Annotated in this window: 10 protein-coding genes and 1 pseudogene; 8 read left to right on the forward strand and 3 right to left on the reverse strand. The window is 57.0% G+C overall.

The window, feature by feature from the left end; all coding sequences use genetic code 11:
• Nucleotides 1–1319 precede the first annotated feature (1319 nt).
• Nucleotides 1320–1550, forward strand: coding sequence for a metallophosphoesterase (locus IVB05_RS10345; RefSeq protein ID WP_247784057.1), 231 nt, complete (start codon nucleotides 1320–1322; stop codon nucleotides 1548–1550).
• 541 nt (nucleotides 1551–2091) lie between these two features.
• Here the strand turns inward: IVB05_RS10345 and IVB05_RS10350 are convergent.
• The gene (locus IVB05_RS10350) at nucleotides 2092–2406 is read right to left on the reverse strand and encodes a hypothetical protein (RefSeq protein ID WP_247784058.1); all 315 of its coding nucleotides are present in this window, start codon (nucleotides 2404–2406) and stop codon (nucleotides 2092–2094) included.
• Nucleotides 2407–4090: 1684 nt separating this feature from the next.
• Between IVB05_RS10350 and IVB05_RS10355 the strand changes: the two genes are divergently transcribed.
• The 6 genes from IVB05_RS10355 (at nucleotide 4091) to IVB05_RS10380 (ending at nucleotide 10149) form a co-directional block, all read left to right on the forward strand.
• Entirely contained in the window at nucleotides 4091–4990 is a 900-nt protein-coding gene (locus IVB05_RS10355) for a hypothetical protein (RefSeq protein ID WP_247784059.1), read from the forward strand.
• An 89-nt stretch (nucleotides 4991–5079) separates the two neighbouring features.
• Nucleotides 5080–5994: an alpha/beta hydrolase gene (locus IVB05_RS10360; RefSeq protein ID WP_247784060.1), complete on the forward strand. Its 915-nt coding sequence runs from the start codon at nucleotides 5080–5082 to the stop codon at nucleotides 5992–5994.
• Nucleotides 5991–7850 (forward strand): MFS transporter, encoded by a 1860-nt coding sequence (locus IVB05_RS10365; RefSeq protein ID WP_247784061.1) that lies wholly within the window; start codon nucleotides 5991–5993, stop codon nucleotides 7848–7850. The genes IVB05_RS10360 and IVB05_RS10365 overlap by 4 nt, the downstream gene beginning before the upstream one ends.
• Before the next feature lie 158 nt (nucleotides 7851–8008).
• Nucleotides 8009–8737, forward strand: a complete 729-nt coding sequence (locus IVB05_RS10370) for an autoinducer binding domain-containing protein (protein WP_247784062.1) — start codon at nucleotides 8009–8011, stop codon at nucleotides 8735–8737.
• A gap of 193 nt (nucleotides 8738–8930) precedes the next feature.
• A complete protein-coding gene (locus IVB05_RS10375) occupies nucleotides 8931–9569 on the forward strand; it encodes an acyl-homoserine-lactone synthase (RefSeq protein WP_247520582.1) in 639 nt (212 codons plus the stop codon).
• 13 nt (nucleotides 9570–9582) lie between these two features.
• Nucleotides 9583–10149 carry a hypothetical protein gene (locus IVB05_RS10380; RefSeq protein ID WP_247784063.1) on the forward strand — a complete coding sequence of 189 codons (567 nt, stop codon included), beginning with the start codon at nucleotides 9583–9585 and terminating at the stop codon, nucleotides 10147–10149.
• Nucleotides 10150–10884: 735 nt separating this feature from the next.
• Here the strand turns inward: IVB05_RS10380 and IVB05_RS10385 are convergent.
• Together IVB05_RS10385 and IVB05_RS10390 are read right to left on the reverse strand one after the other, a co-directional pair.
• Nucleotides 10885–11292 (reverse strand): gamma-glutamylcyclotransferase family protein, encoded by a 408-nt coding sequence (locus IVB05_RS10385; RefSeq protein ID WP_247784064.1) that lies wholly within the window; start codon nucleotides 11290–11292, stop codon nucleotides 10885–10887.
• Nucleotides 11293–11867: 575 nt separating this feature from the next.
• Nucleotides 11868–12713 (reverse strand): SPASM domain-containing protein, encoded by an 846-nt coding sequence (locus IVB05_RS10390; RefSeq protein WP_247784065.1) that lies wholly within the window; start codon nucleotides 12711–12713, stop codon nucleotides 11868–11870.
• Between the two features lie 1380 nt (nucleotides 12714–14093).
• On the opposite strand from IVB05_RS10390, the pseudogene IVB05_RS10395 reads away from it, so the two are divergent.
• Nucleotides 14094–15289 (forward strand): annotated as a pseudogene (locus tag IVB05_RS10395) (DUF932 domain-containing protein).
• Nucleotides 15290–15327 lie beyond the last annotated feature (38 nt).

Here is a 15327-nt window from a genome sequence, read left to right on the forward strand (position 1 = left end):
CGTGGTTAGCCTTGGTCATCGTTCTTCCAAGCCTACAACCTGACGCTACGTGAGATTCAAGCTGTTTGATGCTCATCTATATAACGGCGATGTACTTCTGATGGTGGTCGCGGTGATCATCTGATGGTGGTCGCGGTGATCATCTGATGGTGGTCGCGGTGATCATCGCCGCAGTCGGCTTTTTTCCGAGAACGGCTGGTTCGCATGCTCACAAACCTGACGTGGAACACCGCTCACAGCAACTAGTCGTTCGTATCCCAACGTCACTGATGGCCTCGCACTAAGAAACTCTACACCAATCGCGTTGGTGAGGCGTCAAATATTCCACTATCCCTTCTTTCTGCCATGTTCGCATCCAAAGCAGAGATTAGCTGATTGCACACGTCGCGGTCGGCGGTAGCGAGTGCTTTAGGGGGATTCCATGACAAAGCCGGTTGTGATTGTGGTAGGTGCGGACAAGGGTGGGGTTGGCAAGACGACCGTATCCCGAACGCTTCTGGACTATTTCAGTACCAATAACGTGCAGACACGCGCATTCGATACGGAGTTGTCTTCTGGGTTTTGCCAAAACAAATCCGGGACGCCCAGTGTCCCTTTCCGGCAGTCTTGCTGCCCGCACGAATGTCAAGAAGTCAGGTGCTTACAATGTCACAGCGGTGGCCTAGATGGGAGATGTCAGCGAATCCATAATAAGAGTTCTGCGGCGCTTGCTAAGAGCATTTCGGTCGCTTTTCGATTTCGTAATTTGGCTCGTCGTTATCGGCCTCATCACGACCGGGGTGAACCAATTCTTTTCGTTGATCACCACGGGACGACTGCTTACATCCGACGACACTCGTCATTGCTGGCAACTTGTTTTGTTCGGAGCATGATTTCGCAAGGCCCGCATGGATAATACCGGGCGGTATGGTGCTGTCTCTCGCGTGCCTAGCTCTGGTGCTGGCTCTGTCGAGTGCGGCCCTATGCGATCGAAGGCCATCGGCACGAGTTTACGGCCTGGTAACCGAGCGGATTTTTAACCTCGTATACAGCCTTCTTTGCGGCCTGTTCGCCTTGCAGGTTGCGGCGTACCTGCTGGTGATTTGTTATGCGCAAGTGTGGGTGATACGCGATCCTTTTTCACCGGACTGCTTCGCGATGTGGTCGCTGCAGTGTTTTATCTGATATTTGCCCTGGGCGCCTTCGCGTTGAGCGCGCGAATGATTTACGAACTGGTCATTAGGGCACGTCCTTAAGCATCCGGATATTGATCTCCTTCATCAGAGATAGGCGATCAACGCCGTCGCTCCCGCCAGGCCGATGCATCTGGCGGTATCCTTGTGATCTCCGACCTGCATCTGACCGCCCCCGGCGAAGGAACGTTGCAAGGCGCCAAGGATTCGCAACCTGCTCTGAACTTTATGCTTGAAGCGATCACCCGAACTCGACCCCGGATCATACTGTGCTGCGGCGACGCAACCGATACAGGCGCCGCCGAGGCTTGGTTGCGACTGGAATCGGAAGTGAAGAAGATGGACCCGCCGTTCGTGTGCGTCCCCTTGAAATCATGACTATCATTTCAAGAAAATGAGACGCGAGGCTCGGGGAGTCGTGCCCTATCTGGCGGAGCTATTCTTATTGAAGAGCTTGTTCGGCAACAGCTCCTATCGGCATGAGGAAGTGCTAAACCATCTAAACCGGCTGTCTGCGAACCCGATAAGGCTTTTCGGCGTTCATCAGCGGCGCAAATTGGGGCGTTGACATCCTGATTCTTGACAGCAATCAGAGGCCGTCTAACTCCCCCATCACCAATGCGCTCGGCCTTGTCGGGACTGCCCAGTTGGCCGCGGCAAGAAAACTACTCGCGGAAAATCGATGCAGCTCGCAACCGCTCCTCGTGCTTGTGCACCATCACATAGATCCCTCCGGCGAGTATTGGCCGCGCCGCGAGGATGTTTTTGCGTTGCCTGGACGCAGATAGCGTTTTGAAGTTGGCCCAAGACAACAAGCCCTCAATCATTCTTCACGGGCACTTGCATATGCCGTACGTGTGTTCGGATCCGGTGGACATCGTGTCGTGCGGCTCTGCGCTTTTTGGCCCCGAAGGACCACTCAAGGATCAGCTTCGTGATGGCCCTTCCGCGTTTGTGCTGTTTGTCGAGGGCGATCAGGTGCAAGTCCGCTGTTATCAACAGGATAAGAGAGAGATATAGCTCTCGCACAACGTTGCACCGTAGGCGGGTTTGAGATTGTGAAAACTAGGGGAAAGATAGCGGCCTTTAAATCCTCGAAAGCACAAAGCTCTTCAGAAAGGCGCATCTCGACATATTGGCGCTCAGGCTCGGTCAGCTGAGCTTCAAGTAACCTGCGATAGTAGTGGATGCGGTTGCGATGAGTGCGCATGGCTGCCAAATCTTCGCTGATCATCGTCGGACTCGTATTCTGAACGCGTTCAAGGCATGACTCCGCGTGCATTGTCTAGGGTAGAGAATAGGTAATCCCCGAGATCGCTTTAAGAGTATGTTTCTGCGCGACCTTCACATTGTGTCTGTGGTGCATCACTTTCGTACTTAACGTACCAAAGAAAGACGTGCTGAACGTACCAAGAAAGATTTCCGCGGATGAGCGAAGGACGATGTGGAAGCCATTGCGCGACTTCTCCGGAAACGGTTCTAAAACCATACATTGACCGACTCCCCGAAAGTACTACTCGCTCAACGCAATATCTCATTGCAACGATTGCGCGAGACTGGATCAAGAGACGAACCTCTTCACAAGTGCTCACCTATTCAATCCGCCTCAAGTGCCGGTGTGCAGCATGCGCCTGGTGTTCGACATCAGACGCGCGGCTTGTTTCAACAACCACCGGTCTTGTTGCAAAGACGACAGCGCCCCCAAAACCCGCAGGGAATGCGCGTCGCGTCCGCTGGCATAGATCCTACACCCCATAAGCGGCGTCGAAGCGGCGCTCATAACGTCGGCCATTCGGCCCGTTGCCAGGTGGCGCGCGCGTTGTGTGTTGGGAGTTGATATGCGATCTGAACTTCTCTTTTGGGGGGCCGCAGCAACTGCGGTCGTAGTAAGCGGCGCTGTCAATTCGGCGGATCTCAGGCCGGCAGTAAAGGCTCGACCGGCACTGTGGCGCTGGACCGGAGGATATATCGGCGGCCACGTCGGCGGGGGGCTCCGGCTTGACTTCGTTCAGTGATCCCTACGGTCCGTCAATTTACGGCGATGTCGTCGATACGCCTGTGTTCCTCGCCGGAGGTCAGATCGGCTACGATTGGCAGGGGGACCGCTGGGTTTTTGGCCTTGAGTTGGATGCCAGTGGCGCCGTCTCGGACGGTACAAATACCTGTCTTGCCTTCTCCCCCATTGTTGTGATGGCGACCTGCACGGCAGGTCCAAACGGCTTTGTCACAGGGACCACTCGTGCGGGTTACGCTTTTGGCCCTCAGGGCCATACGCTGGCCTACGTCAAAGGAGGCGTCGCTTGGCAAAACAATCGCGGCGAAATCGCCAATAACAACGAATTTAGAGAAGGGAACTTTGCGGGCTTCCCGCGGGGGCAACGCAGTTCGATTGCGGTCGTTTCGGTGGGACCGTCGGTGTCGGCCTTGAGCAAGCGCTCACGGCCGCTTGGTCCGTCAAATTTGAGTACGACTACATGGGGTTTGGCGGGCCGGATGTGGCGACCCCTTCTACCGTGCAGGTTCCGCCTTTTGCAATCGTCCCAGCCAACACAAGCAGCTTATCTAGCAATTATCACATCGGAAAGGTCGGTCTGAACTATCGTTTTGGCATGGATCCGAGGGCGCCGGAATGGTCCGATGCGCTCCTGTACCCGACAAGCGCGACCGCCAAAGCGGCGCCTTTTGCATATATGCGATTGGTCACTCGAAGGCGGCTCACGGCTCTGGCTCAGCCGGGGAAAATTCCAATGGGACTACATTCTTGCGCCCCTGATGCCTGGAGATGCCGGCACTCCTAGTTCAAGGCTCACGTATGATGGGCTGGACGGAGTTTCCGGCGAATTGTTCGGACGTCTTGACAGTCCCTGGGAGGCTTCCTGAAGAGCAATGTTGGCATCGGGCGCTTCAACAAAGGAAAGATGAACGATGAGGATTCGAGCGTCGGCTACCGCGAAGCCTACAGCAACACGATATCAGGCCAGGCGAACGGAAAATTCATGTACTACACGGCCGATGCCGGTTACGATTTCCTGCGCGGCAGCACCTACAAGGTGGGCGCATTTGTGAGATGGATCTATTATGGCCAGAAGTCCGACTCGGTAGGATGCGTGCAGACCGTCTCGCCGTATCCATGCTTGACGCCGAGTGACAGAAGGCTCATAGGCAGCCAAGACACCGATTGGAACGCGCCGCGCATAGGCCTCAGCGCCGAGACCATGTTGCTTGAGCGCTGGCGCGTGAGCGTCGACGCGGCTTACCTGCCGTGGACGGATTTCAGTGGTCGCGACCACCATCTCCCTTCGCCAGAGAACAACTTTCTACGATCATCGCGGACGCTGGCGGGGGCGTCCAATTGGAAGGAATCATCCTACATCATCACTAAGAATCTCAGCGTTGGCGTTGGCGGCCGATATTGGGCAATGTGCACCAAGAAGGACAGCAATGCCACCTTCGTCTGCTGCGGCGGCACGGATACCCTAATTCAGGGGCCTTCTCTCGCGAAGTACAGCATGGAGCGATGGGGCACGTTTTTCCAGGCTTCCTATAAGCGTGAGATGGATGCCAGAAATAGCGCTGCAAGCTTTAGGGCCATTCAAGCCCGAAAGCTTGCATCGATTCACGAAGGTAAGGGCCAGGTCCGCGGCACTGGTGCACGTCATGCCAAGGCGATCTTCGATCTCAGAGCACCGCCGGGCTTGAGACGTCACTATCTCGCCATTCGGAGGTCGATTCTTCCGCCGCAGCCAACTCCTAATCATTGGACAGCTTTATTTCGAGGCATACGAAAAGCAGGTGTGTCGAAAACCGATCATGAATAAGCGACACCTCCGTTTTTGTCGCTGCTCGGCCATAACGCCACACGATGCGCGGCATGCCTTGCCGACGCTCCAAAAGATCGGCGGTGGTGATGCCTTTTATCGCGTCAGGTGGAATGAAGCTCTACTTTGAAGAGTACGGTCGCGGCTATCCAATCGTTTTCGTTCATGAGTTTGAATCGGATCTGCACAGCTGGGAAGCACAAATCCGCTATTTTTCCCGTAGCTATAGATGTATCGCCTACAATGCGCGGGGATATCCGCCGAGCGACGTTCCCGATAATCCAGCCGCGTACGGTTGGGAGTTCGCCGTCCATGACATTGATGCCGTTATGCGCGGTCTATCAATCAGTCGAGCCCACGTGGTTGGATCGAGCATGGGTGCCTTTGCATCTCTGCTTTTTGGTTTGTGGTACCGCCAAGGGGCCAGTGCGATCGTTGCAGCCGGAGCAGGATTAGGATCTCCAGCGTCGAATCGGGAAAGTTGGTCAAGAAGCGCGACGGTTTTGGCGCGCACATTGACGGCACGAGGTATCGATGCCATGGCCGAGAAAATGGCGGGCCACTCCACGCGCATTCGACTGAAGCACAAAGACCTCAAGGGCTGGCAACAGTTTGGGGGGCGATTAAAGCAGCATTCTGCACGCGGGATGTCCAATACTCTGGTTCAGCGCCAAGCCGTGCGACCGTCCTTGTACGACTTCCGAGATCAATTTTCAAACATACCGTTACCGGTGCTGCTCGCGGTGGGCGACGAAGACACGGCATGTCTTGAAACCAGCTTGATGCTCAAATCCACGTTTTCGTCCGCCGGCATTTGGGTCTGCCCCAATACGGGCCATGCCATCAACCTCGAAGAGCCTGCGGCATTCAATGCGCATGTTGAAGGTTTCTTCAGCTCCGTAGAGCGAGGAAGCTGGGGTCATCTCGATCGGCGGAAACAGTCCGTCTCAAGCCATGAGAAGTCTACAGCCGCTCGATTGATTTTCGACGGAGCGCTTCCATGAAGCCCTGCATCGGTGTCTATCTTTCGGAGCCGGTCGCCGCGCGGCTCGCAGTCGCAGCAAAAAGTCCAGGGGCGACCAAATCGGCGATCGTTGAGGCTGCGCTCGCTCATTTCCTCGACCCTGATCGTAACATCAAAGAGGCCTCAATTGATCGGCGGCTGAGCGCCATACACCGGAACCTCGAACAGCTTCATGACGATGTGCGAATGGTAAGCGAGACTGTTGCGCTTCAGGCTCGATTTCTTCTCGCGGTCACGCCGCCGCTTGCAGCTGCCGACCAACCTAACGCTTGTACCCTCGGGCTCGCGCGCTTCGACGAATTTGCTACCCAGGTGACAAGGCGGGTTAACCTAGGAACTTCCCTTATAAAGGAGACAATCGAGCGGGTAAATTCGACTGAGCGGGAGCATGTTGCAACAGAACCGGTGGGGCCAGAAGCGCTGACGCGCTCAACACACCCGGAACAGAAGGCCGGTGCAACGACTGTCGCCGGCAACAAACCACAAACCCCGCATTCTGCCGGAGGGGCATGGTGCGAGCACGAACCCGATTCAAGAGCCGAGCAAACAATCCGTGGCGCGATATCGCGGTTCGCTTTGCCGCCCTGGCGTGCGACGGCGCAACAGCGGTCACGAGCCTTCAACGCAGATTGGCTTTTAATCTTTCGCGTGTTCTTGCCGTTCGTCGCTGCTTACTACCTTTCTTTTCTCTTTCGTAACATCAATGCGACGATAGCTGGGCCGCTAACTTTCGAGTTTGGTTTGGGTGCCGATGAACTTGGTCTCCTGACGTCCATCTACTTCCTGACCTTTGCGGCGGCCCAGATTCCTATCGGGATATTGTTGGACCGATACGGCCCACGACGAATCCAGAGTGTCGTGCTTTTGGCAGCCGCCGCCGGCGCAGCGCTGTTTGCCATCGCTGACAACGTTTTGCTTCTTCTTCTCGGCAGGGCGTTGATCGGTCTCGGCGTTTCCGCAGCATTGATGGCCGGATTGAAAGCGGTCGTTCTCTGGTTTCCCGCCGAGCAGGTCCCAATGCTCAATGGCCTTATGGTCATGCTGGCTGCACTTGGCGGCGTGACGGGGACATTGCCGGCCGAATACCTGCTCGTTTCGGTCGGCTGGCGGGGATTGTTTGAACTCTTAGCCATCGCATCGGCTGGATGTGCGCTTGCAATTTTCCTTGTCGTGCCAGAGGCCACGGGCTCATTGGCAGCGAAGGGGACCACCATTGGACTGAGAATGATTTATGCTGATCCTCGCTTCTGGCGTTTGGCGCCCCTATCTGCGAGCTGCATTGGTACCGCTTGGGCGCTACAGGGATTGTGGGCTGCCCAGTGGTTCTCGGATGTGGAGGGCCTGGACCGGTCGGGATTGCTTCGCAATCTGTTTGCCATGGCAATTGCATTGAGTGCGGGCGCCCTGGTGCTAGGGGTTGCGGCTCAGAAGCTCCGGCGATACGGGATAGGACCACAGGCGCTCTTGGGCTCGGTCGCAATTCTGTTTTTCGCTGCCCAACTGGCAATAATCCTGCGAGCCCCTCTGCCATCATCCGCTCCGTGGATCATCATCGCTGCTGCCGGCGCTGCAACCGTCCTTAGCGGCGCGATTCTGTTCGATTTCTTCCCCAAAGAGCTTGGTGGACGTGCGAATGCGGCGCTTAACGTCTTTCACATCGGTTACGCGTTTGTGGTCCAGTCTCTTCTCGGTTTCGTGTTTCAGCATTGGACGCCTGAGCATGGCCATTACCCGGAAGTTGCTTACCAGACCGCCTTTGCAGTGAACCTTGCAGTTCAGGTTGGCGCATGGTTCTGGTTTATTACACGTGTGCCTGGGACGAAGCAGCTGCGCTAGGAGCAAGGACTAGCGCCGGTGCGCCTCCAACTCGGCCGCGCGGCATCGTGGGACATATCTGTATCGGTCGGTAGATCGCGCGACCTGTTGCCGGACAGCTCCTTTGCCGAACGCGCTCAGGAAAGTACGGCTAGTGTGTTCAAGATGGTAGAGCCGGAATGAGCCGGGTCGAAAGCATCTTCCAGGAATTCATTGATAGTATCCAGACCGCAGTCAACGTGGATGAATTCGAGCGTGTCGCAACACGACTCACACAGCAGCTCGGCTTTCAGCGATTTGCCTATCTGCGCCTGACCGGCGACGCGCCAACGTTGATTTCGTCCTATCCCAAATCCTGGACCAGCCGCTATTTCCAGCTTGGATATCAGCAGCTTGACCCTGTGGTGCGCCGCGCGCGTGTCGAGCACGCATTGTTCAGTTGGGGAGGAGGGGGCTCAGCCCCGGTCGGAAATCGCGAGCAGCGCCGCTTCTTCGATGAAGCGGCGACCTTCGGCATTAGGTCAGGCGTCACTGTGCCGATCAGGGGCGGATTTGGACGGATGGCTGCATTTACGCTGGCGACGGACGACCGCGACGTTCACCTGGAGCGGCTCGTGGCCGACTGGAAGGGCCTCGTACAACTCGCTGGGGTGTATTTTCATAGTCATGTCTCCAGCAAACTTGCTGTACCCTCCACCGATAAACGTTCCGGAACTGAACTTACTCAGCGCGAGCGTCAATGCCTTGCATGGACCGCACAGGGAAAAAGCGTCGCGGATATCGCGGTGCTGGTCCAGATTGCGCCGCGCACGGTAGTTTTTCATCTTGAGAACGCTCGCCGCAAGCTCGGTGCAGCATCTATTGCCCAGTGCGTCGCCGAGGCCTTGCGACGCGGTTTGTTGTCGTAATCATCCACACCCTCCCATTTCGCAAGATGCAAAACAGACCTGGCGCGGTTGTCACGCCGTTCATTATTTATTGTACTCTGTCCAAAAAGATCTAGCGAAATCAAGCTGAACCAGACCCACCTGTAAAATCTAACAGGCGATTAGAAAGTTCCTTTCTGGTCTTGAGGCCTCCTGATAATTTCGGGAGATTGGCATGCATGCCCTTGGACTTCACGCACCTCAATTTGGTCGGCATCTGGACTTGCTCGCGGCGATGTATCGGCTGCGGCGCCGTGTCTTCATGGACAGGCTCGACTGGTCCGTGTCCGTCTCAGGTGAATTTGAGCTCGATGTGTATGACACGCTCGGGCCGACTTATCTCATTCTGATGTCAGACGGCGGAGAGCCGGTTGGTTCGGTTCGTCTGCTTCCGACCATGGGACCGACCATGTTGGCCGACACCTTTCCCGTCCTGCTCGGCGGGACCCTCGCGCCGCAGGACGAAAGAATTCTCGAAAGCTCGCGCTTTTGCGTCGACACTAGGCTTATCACCGAGCAGGCCGCCAATAGTCTCAACCGCGCCACGCTTATCCTTTTCGCCGCGATGATAGAGGCGGCACGCGGCGCGAGCGCAGACAACATCGTGACAGTCACCGATACGCGTATGGAGCGCATTCTCCGGCGAGCAGGCTGGCCATTGAGACGGATCGCTGCGCCACAGCAGGTCGGATCGACGATGGCCGTTGCCGGGTTTCTCGACACGTCCGAACAAGCGCTTCACAGGATGTACGAACGAGCCGCCGTCAGCGGTCCTGTGCTTCTCTCACCCGATCCTGTCAACGCGGCCGCCTGACCGCACGCGCCTCTTGAGCCCGGAAAAGGTGATTGGCACGCAAATGTTCGCAGACCCACGACATAGTCATGTGGTGTTGATTAATCTGTCGCGCGGCAAGACGCCAATTTCGGCCGGTCTTGCCGCGCGTCACAGCAGCTTCTCACTACTGCACACAGGCTTAGAGATGTTCGCCGTCCCGTTGACGGTTATCGGCGAATGCCAACCGGCCGGGATTGACGTTCGTCAGCAACTCACCCAGCCGATGATGCAGCTGGACGTCGACCCCCTTTCCATTTGGCGGGATCGCCGGTTCACAGACAATCTGGCTTCAGCCCAAACCGGTATCATTTTCTATGGAGGAAGTTGGCTCGAAGAGGAAATCTTTATTGCCGCCCTGCAAACGGCCGAGCGGGGATATGACGTACGCTTGCTTTCGGACCTCACCGCAGCGCGTGTTGACAGGGACCGATCTCTCGTTCTGAATCGACTTGCGCTTCACGGCATCTTGCCGACGACGGTGAGACAGATGCTGCTGGAATGGGCGGTGTGTCTGGACGATGCGCTTTTGAAACAAAAGGTTCAGCAGCTTTTGTTGTGAGATGGCCTCAACCTCGGGCGCCTTCGCTCCGACAGCCGCGCTCGCGCGGACTGAGGCCGCGAGGTCCTTGCGGCTTCGATCCCTGACGCTGATACGGAGCGTGGCGGCGGCTAGGCATCCGTCCGACACCTTCTTTCGATCGGGATGACAAGCAAGACCTTGCCTGAGCTGAAACTAAGTCGCCGGAAAATCAAGTTTCTTCATGAGCACGACGTCTGCTACGGTGATCTTATCGCCTAGCTGCTCGACGACGATCCTGGACGTCCTGGGATGGCAATTTCTCGACTGTGCGCTGTCACCTTTACAGCAACGTATTCGGGAAAACGGATGGCCAGTATTCCGCGGCCGATCCGTTGGTGCGCTCTCCACCGGGACCGTTGACGGATTTCGAACGCGTCATGGCAAGCCCCTGCAGGCTGCGCGACTCCACAACTGCGTCAGGAAGTGCCTGAAGGATGCTGAGCTTTCTCATAGCAGCTCGCCTGCAGTGTCTTCTGTCGACGGTTTGATGATGATGGCCAGGAGTGCCATGGCATTGACCCACGGCGAGCCGCAGCCGACACCTCGCCGCAAGCTCGCAAAGCGCTAAAGATCGTAGGCTAGACTGCTACCTCCGGCGCGGTGGCGATTCCGGTTCATGCGTCCGATGCAAGTTAGTGCGTGCGATGCGTCCAGCTCGGCGATGGCCGTTTGCAAACTGGCACTGGCCGCATCGCGAGGCGGTGCCGTGAGCCCTTACTCATTCTTTCCGATGCTAGCCACGTATGACTCCGGCAACCCCATCTTGCGGGCGACTGCTCGTAGTTCAGCTGCGTAGTTCGGTTCGGTCGTCTTTTCCTGCGCGATGCTCGGAAGATTGAAGCAAAGCGCAAGCTCGGCCGTGCCATTGGAAAATTGGGCGAGAACGGGTTCAGGTCGATATGCTGCGACGCTCGGCTCTGAATAGAGCCGATCTAACTCGGCGTGGGTGAGAGTCGCGGTTGTGCCGTAGACCCGCCCATCCGGATCGGCCAGCAACGTCGCTCGATCGCCCAGCCTCAGTGCAAATCGCTCGATATAGGCCTGCCTGACGTTGAGCGGCCGAAGACGTTTCGCCTCCAGGCCTTCCGGATCCATGAACAGACCATAGAAGAAAACCGTCACTCGCTCTGCCATGAAGAAACTGTAGCCGTTACCCGTTCTCAAAGAAAAGCCTACCGACGCTTCTTAGGCCGCCCTAGATGACAGCCTTGATCGAAACGCATCCATCGCATGCGTCACTACAATGCCAATGATCGCAGTGATGAAAGTCCGTAAAGTGCGGCGAATGCATACACACCTCGCCTAGCATCGTTAAAGGCGAGAGCGCTTGAACAGTCAGAATGATTCACAACCACGGACGTTTTTCCAACTGTCTGATGAGTTTGAGCCACAGTGGCCGAGATGCCAGCTGGGACAATCCTGCGGATCAGCTCGGAGAAGGGGGCTTGCGCACGTGCCATTCCCAGCGGCCATCTGCAGCCTGAGGAGCGGCGGGGAGCGTTCTCGAGGCGATCGGCCGCTCTCGCGCGCAATCCGCGATGATCGACCATGGTGCTTAGACGAGCATGTCGAGCTCACCCGCAAGCGCGCCCACACGTGCTTTCTCATCTCAAATTCGACCGGGCATGTAGAGACTTCATATCGCCGCCAGGGCGCAATCGCCGGCCCACCATCAAGGCGGTGCGCAGCTATCCGAGTCAGCATGTCGACGCTTTTTTTTCGGCAGCTTCACACATCCTGCAATGCAGAAAGCCATTCATTCCGTTCATGCGATCGACGATTTCGCAAAAAATGGGCCCTTTGAAGAGATCTTCGTATTCGTCGTGCAGAAGATTGCCCAAAACGTGAGGCCGCTCAAAATCCATGCAGCAGAAAGTAACGTCCCCGTTTGGGAGAAGGACATTCCGATACTGTCGTTCGTCAGCACAGGTCAGTGGTCCAATCGCTGGCTCGCGTGATTCAACCATCTTCGGATCGACGCTTGCGGCCCTGCTACTCAGCGGCGGCGTGCGAATTAGCGCTCCGGAAGGGATTATCTCAACGAGATCGGGATGGACCTCTCCCGAGGCTACGAATCGAATCGAGGAAATATCTGCGTCGACCAGTTCACGAATCAAATCGAGATACTCTTGCCCGACAAGGCGGCTATTCATGTAGGCGCCATCATCGAAGACATGGACCATGAAAACCCTATAGCGCATCGCTTGCAAGCGTCGTAGATCTCGCCCGTTCATTCCTACAAGTGTCTTGAAAATTCGGATGCCATGGCCACATGCGCAAGCGTGCTCGACCATTTCGGTGCACTTCGGATTGAGCCAAGGCTCCGAGTAGCCGGCAAAGCTAATGTCGACAGTTGCTGGTACGCGCCCCACACATCGCTTGAAATCTTCAAGGCAAAGATGCTTGATGTGAGATACTGCTCTTTGCCGCGCGGCAAACTTGTCCTGCGGACAATAAGAACGTCCGACGATACAGCCTGTCGTCGTAGTTATTTCCAAGACCCTGCCGCCGGGGATGGCAGAGCGGAAGTCCTGTAAACTCATCGGGTATCACTCATCCACTTTCCTGATTGGCTCAAATATCCGGAAACAAAGGCATTTCCGACGAAGGTCAACCCTCGCTGTTGGACAGTCGCCAGCGAGGCCCGGGGGAGCGTCCGGCCTTCAGAACAAACACCCGAAATCCACTTCGGGCGATCTCGTGGGCGACTATCGAGCCAATGGCGCCAATCTACATAAATCAATGGCATTGCTCGTCATTGTCTCACTCTGACAAGAAACATAGGCCGTGACGACTGTCTACCAATGCACAGCTCAATATGGTCATTAGAATTGTCACAGCCAGTGTTGGCCGCAAGGCCGTGCCATAGCCAGATACCCGGAGTGGTCTCCGTTCGGGTTGCCAGAGACCGTCGCGATCTAGGAGATCCTACAATATGACGCTACGTACGATTCAAGCCCTTTGAAGAGGAGCAGAATGGAAGACCGCTGGCATTCATACGAACCTGATTGCCGCATCGCCGGCTCCAAGCGCTTTTCCCGTATTGGGCGACCTTGGTCGGCATCGGCCGCGTGCAATTCCAATTGGTGCCCGCGATCACGTTGGCAGGGCCGGCCATCCGTCCGTTCTTGTCTCTGCGAAGAGATCAAGGAATTCCCGATGTATCGAAGCAGATGGCCAATTTCTCTTAGCTACCGCCTCGCGACGATTCACACAAACTCATTCTGCCGCCGGCGCGATTTGAGCGACTCACGTTAAGCCAACATCGTCCAACAGCCAAAATGCGAGAAGAGGAGCGAGATGGTTGCTGCCGCCCGCAAACGGCCCACGTCAGGCTACGCGCTCGAAGTGGATGGTCGCGTGAAAGCCGAGTTTAGGACCAGAGACGGAGCAAAGACAGAGGCAGAAGAGCTGAAGAAGCGGTTTCCAATGCTTCAGGTCAGAATCTACGATGCGCATACCATGACTCGAGAAGAGATATCGCTTCCACGAGCTTGGATGCCCGTCGAAGGGGTTTGATACGCTGCTGCAGGCGCCGCACAAGGTCTCGCCTGTGGCTCGGTGCGTCGCACTAAGTGTGTCTCTCGTCGGAGCCACTCGGCTACGGATCCCGCCGCGCTTCGCGTCGGCGCGGCGCGGATCCTCCTGCGAGTTCCTTAACAGGTCTCGGACTGCAATCGGTCCCGCGTCCCACCGAGGGACGGCGCTATGCTGACGCTCCTGCGGCAGCCTCTTCTGCAGGTTCGCGCCCACAAGTCGCTCCGCTTGACTCGCCACGAGAGCATGTAGATTGGGTATTGGCGGAGTCTCTTGCGGCGTCCGAGCGATCAGCCGGCCACCACAGAGTGAGAGGTTGGCCGGGATTTCCATGACGGGTTAGAAGTCGCGAGAGAAGCTCGCGCCGCCCGTCATGGAGATAACCCATGAGCCAGCTGAATGTATTGGACGCCACTCGCGGTGAGCTTGGCGGCTACAAAGTGGATGTGAGACGAGGAGAGCGGATTGGCCGCGTGTCCTCCGAATGGTTCTCCCGGCCGGCGGACGAGAGGTACCCGTCGCTGTCAGAACTATATGCCGCCGTGCGCGGCCGCGCCGAGCTAAGCCGCACCCGGACCGCCGCGAGCTCCGCGATCAGGGTGAAAGCGAATCGCGACGACGCGGATCGGCTGACGCTGATGTTACCGGGCGACGATGTGCCCCTTGTGCCGACCCACTGGAGCTTCGGTCAGCTCACGACTATGGTTGGTGCGCCGTCCACCTATTTGCGCCAGCTCCCAGCAACTCTCGCCGCCATCAATCTCCAGTATGGGCTAACCTCGCATCGCGCCGAATTGATCAAGACGCTCGCGGTCGAAGACGGACGCGTCGAATTGCGCGCAGTCACTGGCCCCGATTACGGTCGCATCTACGACCATGAACTGGTCGCCGCGGTCCAGCGCATAGCTGGCAACGGCACCGGCGATACACGCTGGAAGATCCTGGTGTGCTCGATTGGTCGACGAGCATCTATAACCCGCAGGTCGATGTCACGAAAAACACCACCACGCTCTATGCCTCGGATCGTGACGTTTTCCTGTTCCTGGTGGACGACCTCAACCCGATCGAGGCGGGCAAGTTGCCTGGACGGCTCGCCCGACCTTTATTTCCGCGGCTTCTATTGCTGGAATTCCGAGGTGGGCGCCAAGGCGCTTGGTATCGCGAGCTTTTATCTCCGGGCCGTCCGCCAGAATCGCAATCTTTGGGGAGTGGAGGATTTTGAGGAAATCACCATCCGCGACTCGAAATACGCCGCCTCCCGCTTCGCCCACGAAGCAGCACCTGCGCTCACCCGCTTCGCCAATTCTTCGCCCATGCCTTTCGTTAGTGGCATCAAGGCTGAGCGCGAATGCGTCGTTGCGCGCACGGACGATGATCGAACCGAATTCCTGCGCAAGCGCGGGTTTGGTAAATCGGCGACGGTGAAGATCATTGAGACGGTGCTCGCCGAAGAAGGTAGAAAACCTGAAAGTGGTTCGACTTTGTCCAAGGCATCACGGCCGTTGCACGCGGTAAACCGCACCAGGATGTCCGGCTCACTCTCGAGACCCGGGCGAAGAAGCTGCTCGACCTGGTCGGTTGACACCCGTCGGGCCGCTCGGCGGTTTCCGCGCGGCCCAC

Source organism: Bradyrhizobium sp. 170 (genome assembly GCF_023101085.1).
Lineage (GTDB): Bacteria > Pseudomonadota > Alphaproteobacteria > Rhizobiales > Xanthobacteraceae > Bradyrhizobium.